The sequence below is a fragment of the Streptomyces sp. NPDC058221 genome (genome assembly GCF_042882365.1).
In the GTDB taxonomy this organism is placed as follows: Bacteria; Actinomycetota; Actinomycetes; order Streptomycetales; family Streptomycetaceae; genus Streptomyces.
This window is the reverse complement of record NZ_JBHVWF010000009.1, coordinates 16,065-38,291: the sequence shown is the minus strand read 5'-3', so window position 1 is coordinate 38,291 and position 22,227 is coordinate 16,065. Positions and strand designations below refer to the sequence as shown.

Genomic DNA, 22,227 nt, shown 5'->3' with positions numbered 1-22,227 from the left:
GCCCCAGGAACCGCCCCGCACTCCCCCGTCGTTCCGTACGGTACGAAGCCGCCGTACGAATACCCCGTACGGAACCGTCCGTACGGAACGACGCGAGGAGCACCACATGGCTGCCGGGCTGCGCCTGGGACCACTACTGCGGCACGTCGACTGGGAGACCGCGTCCACCGCGACCGTCTGGGTCGAGGCGGACCGGCCGTGCACGGCCGGGGTCCGGTGTGCGGACGGGGCGTCGGGCTCGTCCCGGACCTTCGCGGTCGCCGGCCACCACTACGCGCTGGTGGTGGTGAGCGGCCTGACCCCCGGCTCCACCACGGAGTACGAGGTACTGCTCGACGAGGGCCGGGTCTGGCCTCCCGAGGACCACCGCTTCCCCGCGAGCACGATCACCACCCCACCGATACCCGGGGCCGACGAGGACGGCGAGGGCAGTGAGGACGCCGGACCCCCGACGGTCCGGGTCGCGTTCGGCTCCTGCCGCTGGGCGGCTCCCCCCGCCGGCGGCCACGCGTCCGTGCGGTCCGATCCCGTCGGACCGGACGCCCTGGACACCCTCGCCGCCCGTCTCGCCGCCGACCCCGACGCCCCACGCCCCGACGTCCTGCTGCTCCTGGGCGACCAGGTGTACGCGGACGAGACCTCGCAGGCGACCCGGCAGAGGCTCGCGGCGCGGCGCGATCTGGACGAGCCGCCGGGCGCGGAGGTCGCGGACTACGACGAATACACCTGCCTGTACGACGAGTCGTGGCGCGACCCCGAGGTGCGCTGGCTGCTCTCGACGGTCCCCAGCTGCATGATCTTCGATGATCACGACGTCATCGACGACTGGAACACCAGCTCCGCCTGGCTCACCGAGATCCGCTCCACAGCCTGGTGGCACGAGCGGATCGTCAGCGGCCTGATGTCGTACTGGGTCTATCAGCACCTGGGCAACCTCTCCCCCGCCGAGCTGGCGGCGGACCCGCTGTACGCCGCGGTGCGCGCCACCCCCGACGGCACCGAGGCACTGCGCCGCTTCGCGGCGGAGGCCGATGCGGACCCCAGCCGCACCCGCTGGAGCTACCGACGCATTTTCGGCCGAGTACGGCTGCTCATGGTGGACAGCCGGGCGGCCCGGGTCCTCGACGAACCGCAGCGGGCGATGCTCCACCCGCAGGAGGCGAGGTGGCTGCGCGACGAAGCGCTGTCCGGGCCCGGTTCCTACGACCATCTCCTGATCGGCACCTCGCTGCCGTGGCTGCTGCCGCCATTGGTACACGACGCGGAGCAGTGGAGCTCCGCGCTGTGCCGGGGCGAGCGGGGCGGACCTGACGGCCGTTGGGCGCGCGTCGGCGAGTATCTGCGGCAGCGCTCCGACCTGGAGCATTGGGCCGCCTTCCCCGATTCGTTCGGGGAGTTGACGGAGCTGATCCGGGAGGTGAGCAGCGGTCCGGACGCGCCGGCGACGGTATGCGTGCTGTCGGGCGATGTGCACCATGCGTACGTCGCGGAGCCCTCCTGGCCCGTGGCGGTCCCCGGCGGCGCACCGGATGCCCGTGTCCTGCAACTGACCTGCTCTCCCGTGCACAACTCGATCCCCGCTCCGCTCAAGGCCGGGTTCCGTTTCGGCTGGAGCCGGGCGGGGCGGCGTCTCGGACGGCTGCTGGCACGGCACGGGCGCACTGGTACACCGCCGGTCCGGTGGCAGAAGACGGGCGGGCCATGGTTCGGCAATCAGCTGATGACACTGACATTGCATGGCCGGAAAGCTGCGCTGTCATTGGTTCAGGCCAAGTCGAGGAAGACAGGACCGCAGTTGGAGACGGTATTCGATGACTGCCTGACCGATGACGGACCGTCGCCTTTCAGCCAGTCAACTAAACGTTGAACTTGCAAGTATTGGTGAGGTCTGCCTAACCTTTAGCGCTCAGTCGGTTCACGTCCCCACCAGACCGAAGGAGCCCTCCCCCATGCACGCACTCCTCAACCGGGCCCAGCCCTACGCCCTCGCGCTCTTCCGAATCGTCGTAGGACTGCTCTTCGCCTGCCACGGTGCCGCCTCGATCTTCGGCGTCCTCGGCGGTGCCATGGGCGGCGGATCGATACCCGCCGGCACCTGGCCCGGCTGGTACGCGGCGGTCATCCAGCTCGTGGGTGGCAGCCTCGTGGCACTGGGCCTGGGAACCCGTATCGCCGCCCTCGTCTCCTCCGGCTCCATGGCGTACGCGTACTTCGACGTCCACCAGCCCCATGCGCTCTTCCCGCTCCAGAACGGCGGCGAGCCCTCGGCCGTCTACTGCTGGGTGTTCCTCCTGCTCGTCTTCACCGGCCCGGGCGCCCTGGCCCTGGACCGGCTGTTCACGTCCCGCTCGACCACACAGCGCGCCGAGGAGGACCGCGCCCCCGAACCGGCCTCCCCGGTCGCCGTCTGAGCCGTACGAACGGCGGGCCCGCGCCGGCCGGGCCCGCCGCGCCGCCTCGGGTACACCGGGAATGCCGCTCCCCGGCGTACCTGAGGCGCGGACGATACGCGGCTGACACGCAGGTGACGCGCCCATACGTCACTCGCGAGGCTCACGTGACATGTACGTGAGGTGCCCAACATCACGCATATATATGGATCTCCAGGTGAACGGCAGGCGTACGCTGTACAGCTGGCCCTGCCGCTCCTGCCGCTCCCCTGCGACGTCGCGGCGTTGTCACGAATCGGGGAGTAGAAGGTGCTTGAGAGTGTGGGTGCGCTGACCGGCAGCCCATGGATCTACGCGGTGGTCGCCCTCTCGGTACTTCTGGATGTCTTCCTCCCCGTACTGCCCAGCGGCGTGCTCGTGATCACGGCCGCCACGGCCGCCGCGGGCACCACGACGGTGGCCGCCGACGCGGCGGGCGCCGCCCGTCATGTGCCCGAGGTCCCCTCGCTCCTCGCACTGATCCTCTGCGCGGCCAGCGCCTCGGTACTCGGCGACCTCGTCGCGTACCGGCTGGCCTGGCGCGGTGGCGCGCGCCTGGACCGGGCCATCGCCCGCTCCCGCCGCCTCACCTCCGCGCAGGAACGTCTCGGCGCGGCGCTGAGCCGTGGCGGCGGCGTGCTCGTCGTCATCGCCCGCTTCGCCCCGGCCGGACGCTCGGTCGTCTCACTGGGCGCGGGCGCCTCGCACCGCAAGGTGAAGGAATTCCTGCCGTGGTCCGCGGTGGCGGGCGTGGCCTGGGCCGGTTACAGCGTGGGGCTCGGCTACTTCGGTGCCCAGTGGCTCGGCGCGAGCTGGCTGGGCACGGCGATCTCGGTCCTCGCACTGTTCGTCGCGGGCGCGTTCGCCGCGCTGCTGATGCGGCGTCCCGCGGCTGCGGCCGCCGAGGCCGCAGCCGCTGCCACCGCCCCGGCCTCGGTCCCTACGGCGTCCTGACACCTCCCCGCACTTCCAGACCGTCCAGCAGTCTGGCGGTCGACGCGGCGATCTCGTCGACGGCACGGTCGAAGACTTCCCTGTTGTGCGCGGCCGGGGCACGGAAGCCGGACACCTTGCGTACGAACTGCAGGGCGGCGGCGCGGATGTCCTCCTCGGTGGCCTCTTCCGGGAGGGCGGGCGGGCGGAGAGTCTTGATACTGCGGCACATGTCTCAAGTGTGGACCGCGCCACTGACAACGTCCCGGCCACCGGGCCGGGACGTTGTCAGTGGCGCCTCCTGCTGCCGACGCCGTCAGACAACCGCCTTCGAGCGATCCGTGCACAGGGCCCAGATCACGAAGGTGTCGATGGCCAGGGAGACGACGGCCCAGATCGGCTGGTAGGGAAGCCACATGAAGTTGGCGATCATGTTGAGCGCCGCCAGCCCCACGCCGATCCCGCGGGCCCAGCCGTTGCCCTTGAGGATTCCCCAGCCGACGACGACGAGGATGACGCCGAGGACGAGGTGGATCCAGCCCCAGGCCGTCACGTTGAACTTGAAGACGTAGTCACTGATCCGCGCGTAGACCTCGTCGGAGGCGATGCCGGCGATGCCCTTGATCGCCCCCAGGACCCCGTCGACCATGAGCAGGACGCCGGCGAACATGATTCCGCCCGCCGCCCAGGGGTTGATGTCCGGATCGGCCGCACGCGAACGAGAGGGGCCCGGCGTGGGCGCTGACTGTGCCATGGGAACTCCTCGGCAGATGGGACTGCACGTCAGACCGACCCTCGGCTGCCGGTCCGGACACGGCCACCTGGGCGCAGCCGAACGGGTGAGAGCGGCGGCCGTCCCGGCCCGGGGAGACGACCGGCCGGCCTGCTCCCCGGCCGCGGAAAATCGGGTTGGCAGGGACATCTGCGGGACAGCATCCTTTCGCCGGAGGCGGTGACGATGACTGACGTGACCGACGTGAAGGGCGTGAAGGGCGTGACCGCAGTGACCGACGTCGTACTGAGGCTCACGGCCCGTGATCTGCTGCCGGACGATCTGGAGTCGTGCGGGTGGTCGGGTTCGCCGCTGCACATGGAGAACGTCGCCGGCCAGCTGGAACGGGCCCGGCTCGGCGAGGTGGACTATCTGGCGGTGTGTCCCCCGTCGGACATCCCCGTGGCGATCGGCGGGATCGACTACCGCGTCCGCGAGGGCGCCGGAACGCTGTGGCAGCTGTCGGTCCATCCCGCGCTCCAGTCGTGCGGGATCGGCACGTTCCTGATCGCCGCCGCCGAACGACGGATCGCTGCCCGCGGCCTGCGACGGGCCGAGCTCGGCGTGGAGGAGGACAATCCGCGCGCCCGCGCGCTGTACGAGCGCCTGGGGTACGTGGCGTACGGCCGCGAGCCCGACTCCTGGAACGAGCAGGCCCCCGACGGCTCGGTCCGCCGGCACGAGACCATGTGCACGCAGATGGCCCGGGACCTCGACGGACCCCCCGCCGCCGCGCGCGCGGCGGCGCTACGCTCTGAGGCATGATCGAGACGGAGCGGCTCTCTCTGCGGCCCCTTGAGACCGCTGACGTCGATGCCTTCGTCAAGCTCCACGCCGATCCGGACGTCAACCGGTTCGTCGGGGCGTACTCCCGCCCGCAGGCACTGGAACGGCTCGCCGCGATCGAGCGCCAGTGGGCCGAGCGCGGTCATGGCCTGTGCGCCGTGGAGCTCCGGGCGACCGGCGAATTCATCGGCAGGTCCGGTCTGCAGTACTGGCCCCGGTTCGACGAGGTCGAGCTGGGGTGGGCCCTGCAGGCCGAGCGCTGGGGGCACGGGTACGCCACCGAGGCGGCCCGGGCCTGCCTGGACTGGGGCTTCGCCACACTCGACACCGAATACTTCACCGCGCTCATCCGGCCGGGCAACACGCCATCGGTGAAGGTCGCCGAGCGTCTCGGCTTCTCACCCCGTCGGCAGGACGAGCTGAACGGCAACGCTGTCACGGTGTACGCCCTCGATCGCCCCGCCGCCCACGTGTGACCTCCGGCGGCGTTCAGCTCGCGGAGGCGGCGCGTTCGTAGGCGAGGGTGAGCTCGGCGAGCACGCCGTCGGCACGTCGAGGACGGCCTTCGAGGTGCATGGCGCGGAGCTCGTCCATGAACCGCTCCCCCATTTCGGGACCACCGCGAGCAAGCAGCTGGGCACGGATCGACAGCTCGGGTGAGGTGGGCAGCCATCGGGAGCCCCAGTCCCCCAGCTCCGTCAGGAGCGGTACGAGCTGGATCGACGCCTCGGTGAGCCGGTATTCGATCTTCTGCCGGTGGCTGGGGTCGTCGTGCCGGGTGAGCAGACCGGCGCCGACGAGCTTCGACAGCCGGGCGGCGAGGATGTTCGACGCGATTCCCTCGACCGAATGTGTCAGGAGCTCACGGAAGTGCCGGTGGCCGCCGAACATGATGTCCCGCAGCACGACCAGACTCCACCGGTCGCCCAGCAACTCGACGGTCAGGTTGATCGGGCAGCCCGATCTCCCCTCCGGCAGGGGCAGACGGTCGGGCTGCACTGGTTGCGACATACCCAGAGCGTAGTACCGTACAACCGGTTGTCGATTGCAATCGGCATCTCGGCCGGTTCCGGGATCCGGACGTGTCCCCGCCCGGTGCGCCCGGCGGAGCCGGCCATCCGGCCCGCCCGCAGGAGGATGCATGTCGCAGTTGCTGAAGGTGCAGTGTTTCAACCTGTCGCGGGACGGCTTCGGGGCCGGTGAGGGCCAGAGCCCGGAACGCCCGTTCGGCCACGCGGACCCCACCGGCCTGTTCTCATGGGCGGGCGCCACCGCCAGCTGGGTCAACCGCACCGATCCCGGCGGCACGCGCGGCCTGGACGACTACTTCACCCGTGACCACACCCAGAACGTGGGGGCGGAGATCATGGGGCGCAATAAGTTCAGCCCCTATCGCGGCCCCTGGGAGGACCACGAGTGGCAGGGGTGGTGGGGGGACAACCCGCCGTTCCACACACCGGTCTTCGTGCTCACCCATCACAAGCGCCCCTCCCTCACCCTGTCCGACACCACGTTCCACTTCGTCGACGCGACGCCCGCCGAGGTGCTGGCACGGGCGAAAGAGGCCGCCGACGGCCAGGACGTACGCCTCGGCGGCGGGGCGGCCACCATCCGCGAGTTCCTCGACGCCGATCTGGTCGACACGATGCACATCGCCGTCGCGCCCGTGGACCTCGGCCGGGGCTCGCGCCTGTGGGAGAGCCACACCGAGCTGCTCGACCGCTTCCACCTGGAGTCGGTGCCGAGTCCCAGCGGAGTCACCCACCTCCTGTTCTGGAGGCGCTGACCACCACCCATCTCCGGCCACCGCCCACCGGAGGAGTTGAGGTGCCCGGTCGCCCGGGCGGGCCCGGACGTCGCAGGTCGCCCCCGCTTGTTCATGGCTCTCGCCCCGCCGGCGCGCCTGGGGAGCCCCTCCCGACCGGAGAACGTGAATGACTGGCGGTCACACCCGCCTGATCCGGTACACATCGCGTACGCAGGCGTTGGCAAGAGTGGCGGCGAGGATGATGCCCGCGCAGACCAACAGAATGTGCTGACCGGTCCAGTGCTTCGAGGCAACCGCCACCAGCAGGTACCCGATCGGGATGGCGATCCGCTCACCCACTGCGTTGAAGGCGCCGAGGCGCCCCAACTCCTCGTCACGTATCTGCTGTTGCATGACCGTGGACCAGGACACGATCGCGACGTCAAGACCGATCCCGGCAACAACGGCCGCAGCCAGCACCCAGGCGAGGGACAGTTCAAGACCCAGCGCGGCCAGGGGCAGCATGATTCCCGAACCGGCCAGCACACAGACCAGCATCAGCCGTCGCGGCTTCCAGACCAGGCAGACGAGCGTACCGGCCAACAGCCCTGCGGCGAAGGCTCCTTGCACCATGCCCCAGGACCGGGCACCCGCATAGCTGCCGTCCGCGACCAGGGGCCCGAGCAACTGGTAGCCGGCAAGCCAGGCCGCCACAACGGCCGTTCCGGCCACGGTGTAACTCCACAGCCAGGTCCGCGAGCGGAAGCCGGCCCAGCCGACGCGCAGGTCGCCCACCACGCCACCGCCGGAAGGGACTGAGCCGGCGAGCCGGAGCCCGAGCAGAAGAAGGGCCGCGACCGCGAACGTGGCCGCATCCCACCCGAGCGCCCAGGCGGGCCCCGCGAGCGCCACGACGAACCCGCCCACCACCGGCCCGATGATCTTCACCGCGTTCCCGGGAACCCGGACCAGCGCGTTGGCCTGCTGAAGCTGCTCCCTGGGTACGAGCCGGCTCGCGATCCCCTGGGCGGCAGGGGCGATGAACGCGGCCGACACCCCGGAGAGACATGCGCAGACACTGATCGCGAGGGTCGTCGCCGCCCCGACAGCCACCAGCACGGCAACGGCCGCCTGGGCCAGCCCGGCACCGAGATTCCCGAGGAAGAGGATCCGGCTGCGGGACATCCGGTCCGCCAGCACGCCGCCCAGCAGGAGGAAGACCAGGGTCGGCACGGTGTTCGCGGCAAGCACGATCCCGAGGGACTGCGCACCCCCGCCACGGCCGATCACGGCGAACGCGAGCGCCACGGGCGCCATCGCCGAGCCTGTCGCGGACACTAGGTGGGCCAGCAGAAACCGACGGAAGGCCGGTGTCCGCAGCGGGGACGCGACAGACGCCCCGTGCTCCGGCCGAGTGGTGGTGGTCATGGGACTCCTGCGGTGCGGCACCGGTGAAACGGTGCGAGCGCGGGGCGCTCGGGAACGGGCGACGTGTGACCGAGTGGTGGGATGACCGAGGCGGGAATCAGCCGACGGACTCATCGACCGACGGCCGCATGCGACACATCCGATGCGTCCGACGCATGCGACACATCCGACGCGTCCGACGCGTCCGACGCGTCCGACGCATCGATCTCAGGAGATCAGCCGCCGGGTCCATCGCCGGCGAGGAGCTCCGCCAGGCTCACGGCCGGGCAGCCGAGGACCGCCGTCAGCACCCGGCGCTGCCGCTCCGTGAGGACGGCGGGAACCGTGAGGAAGACAGCCGCGTCGGCATCGGTCCGCGCACAGGTCTCGGCCACTTCCCGGACCTTCCCGTAGCTCATGAGAGTCCGCGAGGAGTAGGGCAGGCCCATCTTCCCGGCCCCGCCCCCCGAGACGCCTCGCCGCTGCACGATCCGCCCCACGACCCGGCCGCCGAGCGCCGTCACGTCGGCGACCGCCGCGTCCATGAGAGAGGCGAAGCCCTTCTCCTTGGCGGAGAAGTAGCCGACGACCACGACGTCGGCCCCCGCGACCGCCGGAACCCGCGGACCCGAAGCGTCCTGCCGGGCGGCCCGCACAGGCCTCGCCCCGGCAGCGGGGCGCCGGTCACGCCCGCGCCTGCGCCCGCCGTGCTGATGCATGCCCCACAGGCTAGGTGCCCGCCACCCACGGCGATACGGGATATCCCGCCGCCGGGCAACAGGCACAAGGGGGCGGGCCCGACGGCTCTCCGCCACCCCCTACCCCGGTAGCACCTCCACATTGGCTCCCGGGTATGACGCCCGGCGCGCGGCCGTCCCCGCACACTCCACACCGTCAGCACGAGAAGAAGCGCACGAGAAGAATCGCGAGAGGGCGGAACATGAGGCTACGCAACGGCAAGCGGCAGAAGGCGGGCGACCGGCCGGAGGCCCCGGCCGCGACCCCCGGTCTCGCCGTCGAACTGCGCGGTGTCCGGCGCCAGTACGGCCGTGGTGCGGGCTCCGTGCACGCCCTCGCCGGCGTCGACCTCGCCCTCCCCCGCGGCACGTTCACCGCGGTCATGGGCCCGTCCGGCTCGGGCAAGTCCACCTTCCTGCAGTGCGCCGCCGGGCTCGACCGGCCTTCGGCGGGTTCCGTTCGCCTCGGCGGTACGGAGATCACCGGCATGAGCGAGAACGACCTCACCGAGCTCCGCCGCAGCCGCCTCGGCTTCGTCTTCCAGGCGTTCAATCTGCTGCCGTCACTGACCGTGGAGCAGAACGTCCTGCTGCCCCTGCGCCTGGCCGGAAAGCGCCAGGACCGCCGCCTGGCGGCCGCCGTGCTCGCACAGGTCGGGCTCGCCGACAAGGCGCGGCGCCGGCCGGGCGAGCTCTCCGGCGGCCAGCAGCAGCGTGTGGCCGTCGCCCGCGCCCTGGTCACCAGCCCCGATGTGGTGTTCGCCGACGAGCCCACCGGCGCCCTCGACACCGGCACCGCCGCCGAGGTTCTCGGCCTGCTCAGGCATGCGGTGGACAGCCTCGGTGCCACCGTCGTCATGGTCACCCACGACCCGGCCGCGGCCGCCTGGGCCGATCGCGTGCTGTTCCTCGCCGACGGCACCTTCACCGACGGCCTGGAGCGCGGCACGGCGGAGCAGATCGCGGCGCGGATGGCGATGCTCGCCCGCCGTACGGGCGCGATGGCGGGGGCAGCGGCATGAGCTTCGCCCCGAACGGCCTCGCTCGCGCGGCCGTACGCTTCAAACCCGCCTCGTTCGCGGGCACGTTCGTCGCGCTGATGATGTCGGCGCTGATCGTCGCGGCCTGCGGCATCCTGCTGGAGACGGGCATCCGCGCATCGGTACCGGCGGAGCGGTACGCGAAGGCTCCGGTCGTCGCGGCGGCCGACCAGTCCGCGCGAGTCGTCGCCGACACCATCGACGGCCCCGAGGAATCCGCGTACCCGCTGCCGGACACCGCCCGGGTGGACGCGGGGCTCGCGGCGAAGGCCGCACGGGCGCCGGGCGCCGAGACCGCGGTGCCGGACTTCACGTTCCCCCTGCGGCAGGGCGACGGGGCGATCACCGGCCACGGCTGGGGCTCGCACGCCTTCACCGGCACCGCGCTGTCCACGGGCGCCGCACCGCGCGCGGGCGAGGTCGTGCTCGACGACACCGCGGCCCGTACCGCGAAGGTCGGGGTCGGCGACACCGTCGCGCTCGAAACGGCCGCCGGACGCGCTCACTTCCAGGTGTCCGGACTGGCCGAGGCCGGGGCCGGCGACACCGTGGCCGCGGCCGGCCAGGCCACGGCCTGGTTCACCGATGCCGAGGCACCGACGCTGGCCGGGCACCCCGGCAAGGCCGACGCCATCGCCGTACTGGCCAAGGACGGCACCGACACCAAGGCCCTCGCCGCCGCCGTCGAGACATCGCTCGCCGGCTCCGGCGCCGAGGTGCACACCGGCGACGACCGGGGCGAGATCGAGGACCACGGGCTGGCGTACGCCAAGGAGACGCTCACCGGACTCGGCGGCTCCTTCGGCGGGATCGCCACCCTGGTCGCCGTCTTCACGGCGGCCGGCACGGTCGCCCTCTCCGTCGGCCAGCGCACCCGCGAGTTCGCGCTGCTGCGCGCCGTCGGCGCCACCCCGCGGCAGATCCGCCGCGCGGTCGCCTCCGAGGCACTGCTTGTCGCACCGCTCGCCGGCGTGCTCGGGTGTCTGCCGGGGATCGGGCTGGCGAGCTGGTGGTTCGGGCAGCTGAAGGACCGCGGGGTCATCCCGGAGGCGGTCGAACTGCACGTCTCGGTGCTTCCGCTGCTCGCCGCCGTCGTGACCGGGCTGCTCACGGCGCTCGGCGCCGGCTGGACGGCCGGGCGCAGGCCCGCGAGGATCAAGCCGGGGCAGGCGCTCGCCGAGGCCTCGGTGGAGCGGCTGCGGCCGGGCGTCATCCGTACCGTCCTCGGTGTTGTCGCCCTCGGTGGCGGCGCGACGCTCGCCGGTGTCGCGGCCTCGGCCTCAGGCGACGACGCGGCCGGCGCCTCCCTCGGCGTCATCATGCTGTTCATGCTCGCCTTCGCCCTGCTCGGCCCGCTGGTGGCCCGGCTGTGCGCGGCGCTGTTCGGTCTGCTGCTGCGCGGCGGCGGCGCCTCGGCGGCGCTGGCCGCCGCCAACTCCCGTACGAATTCCCGCCGGCTGGCCTCCGCGATCACCCCGATCGTGCTGGCCATGGCCTTCGCCTCGACGCTCGTCTTCATGCACACCAGCGAGAGCAAGGTCGCTTTGGACCAGCTCCGTGCCGGCATCACTGCGGACCATGTGATCACCAACCCCGCGGGCCTGCCCGCCGGCGCCGCAGACCGGGCCGCCCGGGCTCCCGGCGTCGATGCTGCCGTGAGCCTGCTCGACACACAGGTGCTGGTGCCCGTCGCCGCCGTCGGCGAGACCTCGCTGCAGGGTGCGGCGACCCAGGGCGTCTCGGGCTCCGGCGCCCAGCTCGCGAAGGTGCAGGACCTGGACGTACGCGAAGGCAGCCTCGACCGGCTCGGCCGGGGCCGTATCGCCATCGACAAGACCCTCGCCGCCGCGGCGGACGTCACGGTGGGCGACAAGCTGCCGCTCTACCTCCCCGACGGCACCGAGGCCGGCCCGGAAGTCGTCGCGGTCTACGGCCGCGGACTCGGCCTGGCCACGGTGACCATGGACCGCGCGTCCCTGACCGGGCACGTCAGCTCCGGCTTCGACAGCAAGCTGCTCGTACGGGGCGGCGACGCCGAACCGCTCGCCGCACTCGGCGAGGTGACCGACGCCTCCGGCTACGCCGTCGAGCAGAACATGGACCAGGAATACGGCGCATGGTCCAACTACATGATGGCCGCCGTCCTGGGCGGTTTCGCAGCCGTCGCCGCCGTCAACACCCTGGTGATGACGGTCCTGGACCGTCGCCGCGAACTGGCCACGCTCCGCCTCGTCGGCTCCACCCGCCGCCAGGTGCTGCGCATGCTCCGCTGGGAGAGCCTGCTGGTATCGGCAGCGGGCGTGGTCCTGGGCACCACCATCGCCCTGATCACGCTGACGCCGATGATGCGGGGCGTGACGGGCGAGTCCCCGCACATACCGCCGCTGCTGTACACCACATTCGCCGCAACCGCGGTGGGCCTCGCCCTCCTCGCCGTAGTACTCCCTGCCCGCGCGGCCCTGCGCGACCGGGAGGCCTGAGGCTCCGGCGCGAAACCGGCGGTGTGCGCGCCGCCGGTTACGCACGCGCACCGGCACGCCCCACACCGCCCCGCACGCCGCCGTTCACGACAGCGCTGCGCCGAACCGTCCGCCCCCGGGCCGAAGCAGGTTCTGCAGCACGGAAGCGACTCTCCCGGGCTCGCTGACGAAGGGCGAATGGCTCGTGTCCCAGGTCAGCGTGGTGGAACAACGGCTGCTCATCTCCCGCTGCACAGCTGGATCGATCGCACGGTCACGAGCGCAGATGACGTAGGTGGAGGGCGTGCTCCGCCACGCCTGGCGCTGCGGTACCCCGCGACCGCATCCGGGCTTCTGAGGCCGCAGCAAGGACACCGCCCAGGCCGCACGTCCGGCGGGGGCATCGTCGTAGAAGACGTCCACGGCGACCGACGGTTCCACATGGGTGACCCCGTCCGCGTCCTTCACGACGGCGGAAGCAAGGAGGGCGGTCGAACCACCGAGCCGGGCCGCGCTCTCCCCTTCCGCCGGCACGAAGGCGGCCAGATACACGAGGTGCCCCACCCCCGTCAGACCGGTGATGACGGAACCGCCGTAGGAGTGGCCCAGAACCAGCGGCGGCTCCTCCATGGCATCGACGACCGCCTGTACGGCCTCGGTATCGGCCGGCAGCGACCCACGATGCAGCTCAGGAACGGCGACCTCGACGCCGGCGGCGCGCAACTCGCGTACGACCGGATAGAAGTGGCGCGGGTCGTGATAGAGGCCGTGCACCAGGACCACACCGTTCACCAGGGCCCGCAATCCGAGGAGTGTTCACTTCTTCCACCACCATGATCGGCCACTCGCAGCGGAATGGGGGACGGTGCGGGGCAGAGCAGAGCAGAGCCAGGGAACAGGAAAGGCCCAGGGCCTCGGCTCACTGCCGACGACCTGGGCCTCTGTCGTGCTCTGTCGCGTGCCTCTGTCGCGCCTTGTCGTACTTAACTCTCGATGAAGCGGACGGACCAGGCGTACCCGCTCAGGTTGTCGTGCGGAACCCGCTCGACCTCTCTGACCTGGCATCCGTCATGCGCGTACTTATGGGCGAACCGGTCGAGGCGCTGCGCGTCGGTGAGATCCTCCATGGACAGCGGCGCTCCGACAACAAGGTCTTCGTGAAGGACTGAGTCCGGCGCGGCACCGTCCGCGCAGGCCGAGCAATGGTGCGTTTTGGGTAGGGCCATACACCCAGTGTGCGCCCAACCCGGCCGATCCGACTCCCGCCGCTGGATCGACCGCTCGGCAGAGCGCCGCAGGGCACGCCCGGCAGACCTTCCCGGCAGACCGCGAGGCCGTCCCTCGAACCCGAGCCGTGGGTCCTCAGGCGACCTCGGTCAGCGCCTTGAGCCGCGCCAGGTCGGCAGCGACCATACCGGCATCGCGCCGAAGGTCCTCGTCGCTCATCTCCGGCCGTCGGCGAAGCGTGAACACCACCTCGCTGCCCTCACCGTCCGCGATCACGCGGACCGGGTTGTAGACAGTCTCGCCCGAGGGCAGCGTGACATCGTGGTCGAGAACGCCCAGCTCGTTGTCGGGCGCGAACGCGACCACCACCCGCCCCATGGGCGAGGACTCGGCGACCCACTGGCCGTCGATCTTCTCGATGGATCCACCCAGGCCCTGGGCCCACGCCGGCAGATGGGCCGGATCGGAGGCGTAGGCGTAGACGTCCTCGACAGAACGGGCGATGCGGACGCTGACGTGGAGAGACGTTTTCCCGGTGACGTTCATGGTGGCGACAATAACGATCTCCTGCCCCATCCCTCTTGAAGGAATCGGACGCGCCCGGGAGCAAGCGTCCATGGCCGGTCAAGCCCGGGAATCCACACACTCAGGCTCTCGCCCGGGCCTTCCTCATGCACGCGATCAGAAGGCCGATGTCAATGTCGATGTCGATGCCACGGATCGCGCCGGCGAAGTCGACCGCCGTGTACTCGATCACCTAGTCGGCACCGAACCCCGGTACTTCGCCGCTGCACCAAAGACCAACATGGGCGGGCTATCCGCTGAGCTCTTCCACGACGCACAGAAAAAGCTTCAGCCCGAGGACCGCGACAGCTCCAAGCGCGATGACCCCCAACGAGCAGACCAACGCGACCGCGGTCATGACGCGAGCACGTCCCCGTGCCCTGTTGTAGTCGGTATCGTCGTCCCACCCCTGTTCAGACATGGTTCCCCCTCGGCAGTCACTGTACTGAGCGAGCCAGAGGGCCGAGGAGGGCGATCCGCTGTTCGCCAAGCCGGAATCGGGCCAGCCGCATCGGGTGAGCCGAATCAACGGAGCGATCACAGCGGGCCGCCAGGATCGCGCCGCCATGATTCCCCACCAGCCCCTGTCCGGTCGGGACAGCAGAGGCGCAGCATCTTGGCGCCACCAGGAGTCCATAGAATGATGCGCGGGGCGGAGCCGTAGCGCAGAGGTCGTCGCGCGCGGTCTCCAAAACCGCGAGGACGCCGGTTCGAATCCGGCCGGTTCCGCCTTCCCTCGCCATCGGGTCCGGCCGACGCACTGCATGGCAACAGGACGCAGAGACGCCTCAGTTGTGACGAGTGCCGCCTACGCCTGTGAAGCTGGGCGCCGTGGGACGCTGCCGCGAGGCATCCAAGCCATCACAACGGCTCAGTTTCTCTATGCGCTGCGACGGCTGCCACCAGCTGTGGACGCCGTGACGTTCCCCAACCTCGCGGCGCAAGAAGCCGCCTACGACGGCTGCTGTCCACCGCAGTTGATGTCAGCTCTGCGCCCGGCTTCGCCACCACTCCGGGCACTCGCACTTGATATCGCCAACCTCCGGAGACCTTGCGCCCCTGTGTGCGCCGGATGCCCTCTTGCGGTGCTCTCTCCTTCGCAGCACGGTTTCGCTGAACGTTGCTCGGCACTTCAGTGCCGCAAGAGGGAGGGGCCAGAGGTCATGCGGACAGTGACACCGTGGGCGCGGAAGACCTTCGGAAACACGGCCGGCCAGTTGGCTGACCTGATCCCAACCAGCTTGGTCCGGGCACATGCCAGAGCCCGCAGTGGTCACGAGGGTGTGCACACCCAGACCTTGGAGGCCTATGGACACGGGCTCTACGCCGCCCAGTACGAGGAACTGGCCGTCAGCCTGGCCTCACTCTCGGATGCCGCTCCAGTGCGCTTACAAAGCCGAACGCTGATGATCGTTCGCGACCACCTGATATACCCGTATTGCTACGCGAAGAAGGATGTCCCCGTCACGGCCGCGCGCCTACGCCGCGCTACAGGCTTCCGCGCGGATCTGATTCGCCGGCATGGCCCAGAACCGATGCAGCAGGTCTTCGACTTGGAATTCGATGAGTCCGACGAGCCCGAGGCGCACCCCGACCTCAGTCTCCTGCCAGAGGACGTGCGCCTCGTCCTGGTCGCCTATGCATGCTCCATGAGCCAAGGCGTAATGCGCATCGAATGGGGCTCGGCCGAGCTGCGCCGGGAGGACCGCTACCTCATCTGGCACCGCCACGAGCCCCTGTCTCCTGGAGCCTAGCCAGCAAGAAACACCACTTCTTGCCTGACGGCCACCTCTTGACGGAAACCCGTATCGCTGGGTGGGCCTGAGCTGCGGGTTCTGGGCTGGGCCCCCGTGGGTGGGCTGTCACTGTCGGTCGCTGGTTGTCGGCCTCGCACGGCCCGCAGACGGCCCAGGATTGCCGGAGGTGTCACAGCGGATCCAGCATGAGACGCCTTACGAGGGCTCGCCCCATGCGTGCACGACCGGTGCCCCTTCCAGCGGGAGACGGTCGCGGTAGTACTCCGAGTCGAACCACTCCTCGATCACGAAGAGCGGTCGCGACAAAAACACGTCGCCGACCCGCTGGGCCCGTAGAAGCAACCCAAGATCAGTCAGGGCAAGGGACTCATCGGACGTGTAGAGCAAGCAGTTTCCATGCTCTTCAGCATGGTCCAGGAGGAACTGGTGCGCTTGCTCGGGATCGCGGCCGGCCAGCGCCCAACCTGCGAGGAAGGCCTGAGGGCCCACGACCGCGTCCAAGGACACGCACGCCAGCCTGCCCTCGTCGTAAAAGACCGTCACCCCGTCGGCGAAGTTCTCCTGCCGATACGGTCCGCCAACCTGTTCCTGCGGGGCGACGACCTGGAGCGCGACTGCGACGTCGGTCGGACTCATCCCGAACCGCAAGGGCCCCACACCGACCTCGGGCATCCACTCCCAGCGCTCCCGCCCGCTGTTCGCTGTCACGGTCCCCACCCTCCCTCGGACAGCTCGCAGCCATCCTCCGTTCTGCTCGGACCTTGAAGTCCGCTCAGCGTTCGAACGCCTACTGAGGCGCACAGCCAAGTTGGGCCCCGTCCAAATCCCAGTGACGACTGACTGGGATCTCGTAAACGATCTCGCACATGGCGGCGGGCACGACGACGTCAGCCGTCTCTACCGGCCGCCCCCGGTCGCTGTAATACGTCCGCCTGATGTGGTTGACGAGAGCTGCCTTCTGGCTCCTGCGCACGACGAACGACGTTCGCGCCGACGCCGCACTCCTGGCCGATCCGGGCACGTGAGGGCAGCCGGCCGCCGGCGTCCACTCACGCTCCGCGATGCGGACGTCGGCCGGGGCGGGGAGCACTTCTCTGCGTTCCGGGTCAGGCGGCGGGCTCGGCTCCGTGGGCGGCGGCAATCTGGTCGATGCGTGCGGCCAGATCGAAGTCCGCATCGGTCAACTTGTGGTCAGCGTCGTGCGTGGTGATCCCGAACCGGACCCGGTCCCACCGCAGATCGATGTCCGCATGGTGCCCGATCAGTCGCTCGACATCAGCAACGTGCACGATCATGGCGATGCCGCCGTGGTACCGGATGCCGAACGATCGTGTGATCTCATCACCCACCCGCGACCAACCGCGCAGCTCCAACAGCCGTCCCTCGATCGCACTGTCCGACAGCGGTACCGGTCCCTCGGCCACGCTCAGCTCCCCTCGGTCACAGGCTCCAGAATCTCGGCCAAGTCCCGGCCGACCGGGGCATCCTGCCACGGACGCATCGCCCGCTCCAGGGTGATCAACTCCCGCCGCATCCTGGCCGAGCGGGTCTCTACCGCGATCGTCGCCACCATGCGAGCAATCTCCACCGCCTGATCCGGCTCCCGCGCGGCTGCGGCTGCTGTCGCCTGCCGGGCCATGTACACCCCGCGGTCGCGACGCGCGGTCTCCGGAACGGCGGAAAGCACCTGCCTCCACAGGGCCCCGGCTTCGACACCGAGGCCGAGACGGCCATAGCAGGTGGCGCGCTGCACTTCGAGGTAGCCGGACGTCCTCCGGCAGGCGTTGCCCCAGGGCAGGTCGTCGTCTACGAGCGAGAGAAGTCGGCCGGCCTGGTCGATGAGCTGGTCGACGACGGTGCGTTCGCCGGTGAGGCTGGCACCGTGGGCCTGCTGCTGCATGGCCATGATCCGCACCTTCGGTACGAGGTGGTCAGCGTCGTCAAGCGCGGCCTCACACAGATCGACGACCGCGTGCCCGTCGCCAAGGTCGGTCCGTACCTGCGCCTGATTCACGAGGGAGTACCCGATGAGGTGCGGATCCCGAGACCGCATGGCGATCTCTTGAGTAATGCCTCGCCAGAACGCCGCACCGTCTAAATCGCCGGCGTCCTGGTACAGCCAGCCGACGAGCGCGGCATAGGCGGCACCGACCCGGAGAAGACCGCGGCGGGTCTCCCCTTTCGCTGAACGGACCAGCTTGTCGATGAGCTGGTACTGCGCGGACACCGTGCCGATCAAGTCGTGCGGCCCGAGGAACATGTCTGCTCGGTAGTGCCCTTCCAACTGCTGCTGGAAGTAGTCGATCAAGGCAGGGTCGACATGCTGTGGCGGAACCGGTCCGACGACCAGCGCGGCGGCGGTGGCAGAGACGAACGCTTGGCGCTGCACCTGTGCCTCTTCGTGGTGCTCGGGCCGGATCCAGCCCGGCGGAGTGGTGAACCCGAGATCCTCCGGCCACCGGCCGAGCGCATCGTGCAGGACGATCGCGGTCTCCTCGGCCGGCCATCCCGGCCGGTCGCCTTCCCACCGGCGCCACGTTCGGGCGGACACGGTGAATTGGCGGTCATCGAGGAGCTGTTGCCCATGCTCCGTGAGGGCGGCTGCGGCAGCTTCGATGGTCCGCCATCCGGCTCGGAGCCGTGCAGCTCTCAGCGCATCGTTACGGCTCATGCGCCCAGTCTGAGGTGTCATCCGTCTGCGCTTCCGGCCGTGGCCGCTACGTGGCCACGCATGGCCATCAGGCGGCCTATTCGCTGCTCACCGTGCACACACATCATCGGGGTGTGACCGCGGGCGCGTACAGCGAACTGGCTGGATGCCCCTCAAACGACGTAGGCCGGGGGCCCCATGACAGCGAGAGCATTACCGCCAGTCACCGCATTGAGCGAGCAGCAGCAGCGTGGGTGGAGGTGCGTCTGGTGCCGGCATCCGCTCAGGACCGGCGAGGATGTCGACCTGGGCGAGCAGCGTGCACGGCCTGTCACGGGCGCCTCGTACTCCTGGTTCCCCCGGGCCTGTGCCGACATAGAGGTGTGCGAGTCCCGGACAGCGAAGGTGACCGCGTGAGCGCCCGGTCGATCATGCGGTTCGTGGACTGGACACTCGGTGCTCCCCGCGGCGAACTCCCGAAGACCATCATCCGGGTCTGCTGCATGGCCCCCGGGTGCGCCGAGGCGTCCGAGCCGAGCCCGTCCCACATCAGCCCGGACGCCTGGGCGTTGGAGCATGCTGCCCGGACGGGGCATACCCAGTACGAGGAGGTTGCGCGCTGTCGTCTCGTTGCAACCCCGAAGGGGGCGCGGTGATCTGCGCCCGGTGCGACCAGCCGATGACCGAGGACGAGTCGACGGTGTACGACATCCCGGGCGCGACAGGCCCGGGGGTCAAGATCCGCGCCCACAAGGGGCGGTGCAAACCACCGCCCCAGCCGAGGACGTACAGCTACCCGTCCCGCTGAGCTCCTGCCCGTACCGGAGGTCGGCGGCGGCCGGGGTGCGGGCGGGCCGAGTGGAAGCCGATCGCGAAGGGCTTCACCATGCGGGGGCCCGGCACACGCACGACACGTGGATGAAGAACGACCCACTGGCTTCGCGGGCAGTGAGCCGCCAGTGGGGCCGGAGGGTAATCCTCGAAGAGTTGATCTCCCAAGATTCTCCTGAACGATCAGCAAAACGCCCCGGACCGATCATGGTCCGAGGCGTTTTCCCTGGTCAAAAACTGTGGGCGCGGGCAGTTTCGAACTGCCGACATCTGCTTTGTAAGAGCAGCGCTCTACCCCTGAGCTACGCACCCGTGGATGAGGCAACAGCGTACATGGACTACGGCCCCCGGTCACAAACGGTTGCCGGGGCTGCGCCCGGGGTGGAGAGGGGTCTGCGGGGGTGTCAGGGAGGACAAGCGGGGGATATCCCTACCCCTCATACGGTAGCCGTCCCGATTCCCCCGGCCGCAGGTGCGCACATACCGTGAGCCGGAACGCAGCGCAGCGCAGCGACCGGCGCACGATCTGGGGGAACGATCACCGTGGCATTCCGCACCCGCACTCGCACGACCACCACCACCCGCACACTCATCGCGTCCGGCGGGGCGTTGATCGCTGCCCTGGCGCTCGCCGGGTGCGGCAGTACGGACACCGACGACGCACCCGTCGAGCACAAGTCGTTCGCCTTCAGTGGGAAGACGCTGACCATCGACGCGGACAACACGACCCTGCAGCTCGTACCGGCGGATGTGAAGAAGGTCGAGGTGACCCGGCAGGTCGATGGGTGGGTGGTGTTCGGAAACGGGCCCGATTCCCAGTGGAAGATGGACAGCGACACCCTGACACTGAAGGTGAAGTGCAAGGCCCTGATCAGTGACTGTGCCGGCAGCCATCAGGTGAAGGTGCCGCGCGGGGTGGCCGTCACCGTGCGCGGGGACAACGGGAAGATCGACGCGTCCGGGTTCGATACCGCGCTCGCCCTGCGCTCCGACAACGGCAAGGTGACCGTGCGCGACTCCAGCGGGTCCCTGAAGCTGGAGAGCGACAACGGCGCGATCGACGCCCAGGGGATCTCCGGTTCCTCCGTGACGGCCCAGTCGGACAACGGTTCCGTGCGCCTGGGGTTCACCGCCGTACCGACGCTGGTGGACACCGTCAGTGACAACGGGGAGGTCGATATCGAGCTGCCGGGCGGCAGCACCTCGTACGCGGTGAGCACCCGGACCGACAACGGGAACACCTCGGTCGATGTGCCGCGCAGTGGTGACAGTCCTCATGTGGTGAAGGCCCGGAGCAGCAACGGCGAAGTCACCGTGCGAAGCGCGAACTAACCGGCCCGTGTGTTCGTCCTTACCTGGTGGGAGAATGTACCGGGCAGGGCGAATCGGCACGGGAGAGGGATGTGACGGCGACACACGCGAAGCCGCAGGCGAGAGCGGGTGCGAGTTCCGCCGTCAGAGACGTCCGCGATGTCCTCGTATTGATGCTGCTGCCGGCGCCACTGCTCGTCGGCGCGCTGTCGGCCGCCTTCGCCGGTGGCGGTACGCGGCGCTGGTTCGGCGGGCGCGGAGAGGGACAGCGGGCCGAGGCGCAGGCGGCGAAGGATGCGGCCGCCGAGGCCTTCTACGAGCTGGACACCGCCCAGCGCGATCTGCAGATCTCGATCGAGACGATCACCGCGGTGGACAGTTCGCCGGCCGCCCGCAAGGCCGTCGACGATTTCGCCGCGCTGGGGCGTCGCATCGACGAGGCCAGTCACGCCTACATCACGGCTGTCGACGCCCACGATCTCGACCGGGACGATCTTGAACCGGCGATCGCCACCCAGGCCAAGACCCAGCTGTCGTCCGCCAAGAACGATCTCGTACGGGCCAAGGGCGAGCTGGACCGGTTCGCGGCCGGTCTCGGGCCGCTGCTCGGCAGTGCCGAGACCCAGCTCGCACGGCTCGCGCCCGCTGTGGAGCGGGCGCGGCAGGCACTCCTGTCCGCGAGCAATGCTCTCGACACGGTGCGGGCGTCCGGACTGCGGGCGGATGAGCTCGCGGCGCGGCTCGCCGCCCTCGCTCCGGAGCTGACCAAGCTCAACCAGGGCGCCGGCCGGCACGGCGTGACCGAGACCCTCCAGCGCGCCGATCAGGTGCTGCGCGATGCCGAGGCCGTGCGGGCCGAGGCCGCCCAGTTGCCGGATCGGGCCGCCGAGATCGATCGGCGGCTGGTGTCCCTGCGTACGCGTGCACAGGCCCTGACCACTCGGTCGGCTTCCGTCGAGCCCGTGCTCAGTGAGCTGCGGCGGCGGTTCTCGGCAGCCTGCTGGCAGGACCTCCAGCCGGTTCCGGAGCAGGCGGCCGTCAACGTGCGCCAGGCCGAGGAGAAGCTGAAGGAAGCCTCCAAGGCGCGCGACGAACAGCGCTGGGCCGATGCGACCTCCCGGCTGAGCACGGTCCGAGCCCTGCTCAACGCCACGGACGAGGCGGTGTCCGCGGCCGGTGACCGGCTGCACCGGCTCAACGAGGTGGCCAAGGACCCGCAGCAGGAGATCCAGCGGACTCGGTTCGCGATCCGGGACGCCCAGCGGCTGGCCATGGCCGGGCGCAACACACCCGATCCGCGCCATGCCCGCCCCCTGGACGACGCGGTGGCCCGGCTCGACCAGGCCGTCGAGGGTCTTGAAGGGCGCCATCCCGACTACTGGCACTTCCTGACCGTGACGGAAGGCGTACGGCAGACCGCCTCACGCGTGGTCTCCGAGATCCGCGAGGAGCGTGGGGCCGGGGCTTGATCTGTCCCGGAGCGGTCCCGGAGCGGTCCCGGAGGCGGCATCCCGCCGGGGGTACCCGGTGGCCGGGCGCTCGTCCGGCGCTGACGTGCGCCTCTGCCGCCTCGGAGC

Annotated in this window: 22 protein-coding genes and 2 tRNA genes; 13 read left to right on the top strand and 11 right to left on the bottom strand. The window is 70.1% G+C overall.

All coding sequences use genetic code 11. From position 1 onward, the window contains the following. The first annotated feature begins 106 nt into the window (after positions 1-106). From ACFVW8_RS05200 to ACFVW8_RS05190, 3 genes are all read left to right on the top strand, one after another. Positions 107-1,867, top strand: coding sequence for an alkaline phosphatase D family protein (locus ACFVW8_RS05200; protein WP_389686220.1), 1,761 nt, complete (start codon positions 107-109; stop codon positions 1,865-1,867). 82 nt (positions 1,868-1,949) lie between these two features. Continuing rightward, positions 1,950-2,411: a DoxX family protein gene (locus tag ACFVW8_RS05195; protein ID WP_389686219.1), complete on the top strand. Its 462-nt coding sequence runs from the start codon at positions 1,950-1,952 to the stop codon at positions 2,409-2,411. 288 nt (positions 2,412-2,699) lie between these two features. Then, on the top strand, positions 2,700-3,383 hold the full coding sequence (locus tag ACFVW8_RS05190) for a DedA family protein (RefSeq protein WP_389686218.1): 684 nt from the start codon (positions 2,700-2,702) through the stop codon (positions 3,381-3,383). On the opposite strand, the gene ACFVW8_RS05185 is transcribed toward ACFVW8_RS05190, so the two are convergent. Next, positions 3,370-3,594 (bottom strand): DUF2277 domain-containing protein, encoded by a 225-nt coding sequence (locus ACFVW8_RS05185; protein ID WP_362958731.1) that lies wholly within the window; start codon positions 3,592-3,594, stop codon positions 3,370-3,372. The two genes, ACFVW8_RS05190 and ACFVW8_RS05185, sit on opposite strands and share 14 nt — an antisense overlap. Before the next feature lie 84 nt (positions 3,595-3,678). Then, positions 3,679-4,116: a hypothetical protein gene (locus ACFVW8_RS05180; RefSeq protein WP_389686217.1), complete on the bottom strand. Its 438-nt coding sequence runs from the start codon at positions 4,114-4,116 to the stop codon at positions 3,679-3,681. Between the two features lie 204 nt (positions 4,117-4,320). Here ACFVW8_RS05180 and ACFVW8_RS05175 point away from each other — a divergent pair, with 204 nt between their 5' ends. Further along, on the top strand, positions 4,321-4,899 hold the full coding sequence (locus ACFVW8_RS05175; protein WP_389686216.1) for a GNAT family N-acetyltransferase: 579 nt from the start codon (positions 4,321-4,323) through the stop codon (positions 4,897-4,899). Next, complete coding sequence (locus tag ACFVW8_RS05170; RefSeq protein WP_389686215.1) at positions 4,896-5,396, top strand: GNAT family N-acetyltransferase; 501 nt, start codon at positions 4,896-4,898, stop codon at positions 5,394-5,396. The genes ACFVW8_RS05175 and ACFVW8_RS05170 overlap by 4 nt, the downstream gene beginning before the upstream one ends. Before the next feature lie 13 nt (positions 5,397-5,409). Here ACFVW8_RS05170 and ACFVW8_RS05165 read toward each other — a convergent pair whose 3' ends face one another. Next, the gene (locus ACFVW8_RS05165) at positions 5,410-5,931 is read right to left on the bottom strand and encodes a winged helix-turn-helix transcriptional regulator (protein ID WP_389686214.1); all 522 of its coding nucleotides are present in this window, start codon (positions 5,929-5,931) and stop codon (positions 5,410-5,412) included. A gap of 130 nt (positions 5,932-6,061) precedes the next feature. Here ACFVW8_RS05165 and ACFVW8_RS05160 point away from each other — a divergent pair, with 130 nt between their 5' ends. Continuing rightward, positions 6,062-6,706, top strand: coding sequence for a dihydrofolate reductase family protein (locus ACFVW8_RS05160; RefSeq protein WP_389686213.1), 645 nt, complete (start codon positions 6,062-6,064; stop codon positions 6,704-6,706). Between the two features lie 159 nt (positions 6,707-6,865). Here the strand turns inward: ACFVW8_RS05160 and ACFVW8_RS05155 are convergent, their stop codons facing one another. Then, positions 6,866-8,095 carry an MFS transporter gene (locus ACFVW8_RS05155; RefSeq protein WP_389686212.1) on the bottom strand — a complete coding sequence of 410 codons (1,230 nt, stop codon included), beginning with the start codon at positions 8,093-8,095 and terminating at the stop codon, positions 6,866-6,868. 215 nt (positions 8,096-8,310) lie between these two features. Beyond that, positions 8,311-8,793, bottom strand: coding sequence for a hypothetical protein (locus tag ACFVW8_RS05150; RefSeq protein WP_389686211.1), 483 nt, complete (start codon positions 8,791-8,793; stop codon positions 8,311-8,313). 221 nt (positions 8,794-9,014) lie between these two features. On the opposite strand from ACFVW8_RS05150, the gene ACFVW8_RS05145 reads away from it, so the two are divergent. Together ACFVW8_RS05145 and ACFVW8_RS05140 are read left to right on the top strand one after the other, a co-directional pair. Then, positions 9,015-9,833, top strand: a complete 819-nt coding sequence (locus ACFVW8_RS05145) for an ABC transporter ATP-binding protein (protein ID WP_389686210.1) — start codon at positions 9,015-9,017, stop codon at positions 9,831-9,833. After that, a complete protein-coding gene (locus tag ACFVW8_RS05140; RefSeq protein ID WP_389686209.1) occupies positions 9,830-12,331 on the top strand; it encodes an ABC transporter permease in 2,502 nt (833 codons plus the stop codon). The genes ACFVW8_RS05145 and ACFVW8_RS05140 overlap by 4 nt, the downstream gene beginning before the upstream one ends. Before the next feature lie 84 nt (positions 12,332-12,415). Here ACFVW8_RS05140 and ACFVW8_RS05135 read toward each other — a convergent pair whose 3' ends face one another. Further along, positions 12,416-13,102 carry an alpha/beta hydrolase gene (locus ACFVW8_RS05135; protein WP_389686292.1) on the bottom strand — a complete coding sequence of 229 codons (687 nt, stop codon included), beginning with the start codon at positions 13,100-13,102 and terminating at the stop codon, positions 12,416-12,418. Between the two features lie 570 nt (positions 13,103-13,672). Continuing rightward, positions 13,673-14,083 carry an SRPBCC family protein gene (locus ACFVW8_RS05130; protein ID WP_389686208.1) on the bottom strand — a complete coding sequence of 137 codons (411 nt, stop codon included), beginning with the start codon at positions 14,081-14,083 and terminating at the stop codon, positions 13,673-13,675. Positions 14,084-14,755: 672 nt separating this feature from the next. Between ACFVW8_RS05130 and ACFVW8_RS05125 the strand changes: the two genes are divergently transcribed. Together ACFVW8_RS05125 and ACFVW8_RS05120 are read left to right on the top strand one after the other, a co-directional pair. Further along, positions 14,756-14,830, top strand: a tRNA-Trp gene (locus tag ACFVW8_RS05125). A 434-nt stretch (positions 14,831-15,264) separates the two neighbouring features. Then, a complete protein-coding gene (locus ACFVW8_RS05120; RefSeq protein ID WP_389686207.1) occupies positions 15,265-15,855 on the top strand; it encodes a hypothetical protein in 591 nt (196 codons plus the stop codon). Between the two features lie 198 nt (positions 15,856-16,053). On the opposite strand, the gene ACFVW8_RS05115 is transcribed toward ACFVW8_RS05120, so the two are convergent. The 3 genes from ACFVW8_RS05115 to ACFVW8_RS05105 all read right to left on the bottom strand — a co-directional run bounded on the left by ACFVW8_RS05115 (position 16,054) and on the right by ACFVW8_RS05105 (position 18,529). Then, positions 16,054-16,566, bottom strand: coding sequence for a hypothetical protein (locus tag ACFVW8_RS05115; protein WP_389686206.1), 513 nt, complete (start codon positions 16,564-16,566; stop codon positions 16,054-16,056). Between the two features lie 398 nt (positions 16,567-16,964). Next, complete coding sequence (locus ACFVW8_RS05110) at positions 16,965-17,282, bottom strand: 4a-hydroxytetrahydrobiopterin dehydratase (protein ID WP_389686205.1); 318 nt, start codon at positions 17,280-17,282, stop codon at positions 16,965-16,967. A gap of 2 nt (positions 17,283-17,284) precedes the next feature. Beyond that, entirely contained in the window at positions 17,285-18,529 is a 1,245-nt protein-coding gene (locus tag ACFVW8_RS05105; RefSeq protein ID WP_389686204.1) for a Twin-arginine translocation pathway signal, read from the bottom strand. A 631-nt stretch (positions 18,530-19,160) separates the two neighbouring features. On the opposite strand from ACFVW8_RS05105, the gene ACFVW8_RS05100 reads away from it, so the two are divergent. Beyond that, the gene (locus ACFVW8_RS05100) at positions 19,161-19,316 is read left to right on the top strand and encodes a hypothetical protein (RefSeq protein ID WP_389686203.1); all 156 of its coding nucleotides are present in this window, start codon (positions 19,161-19,163) and stop codon (positions 19,314-19,316) included. A 263-nt stretch (positions 19,317-19,579) separates the two neighbouring features. On the opposite strand, the gene ACFVW8_RS05095 is transcribed toward ACFVW8_RS05100, so the two are convergent. After that, positions 19,580-19,651: transfer RNA gene (locus ACFVW8_RS05095), tRNA-Val, on the bottom strand. A gap of 231 nt (positions 19,652-19,882) precedes the next feature. Between ACFVW8_RS05095 and ACFVW8_RS05090 the strand changes: the two genes are divergently transcribed. Both ACFVW8_RS05090 and ACFVW8_RS05085 read left to right on the top strand, forming a co-directional pair. Beyond that, positions 19,883-20,671, top strand: coding sequence for a DUF4097 family beta strand repeat-containing protein (locus ACFVW8_RS05090; protein ID WP_389686202.1), 789 nt, complete (start codon positions 19,883-19,885; stop codon positions 20,669-20,671). 71 nt (positions 20,672-20,742) lie between these two features. Then, positions 20,743-22,119 carry a hypothetical protein gene (locus ACFVW8_RS05085; protein WP_389686201.1) on the top strand — a complete coding sequence of 459 codons (1,377 nt, stop codon included), beginning with the start codon at positions 20,743-20,745 and terminating at the stop codon, positions 22,117-22,119. Positions 22,120-22,227: the final 108 nt, after the last annotated feature.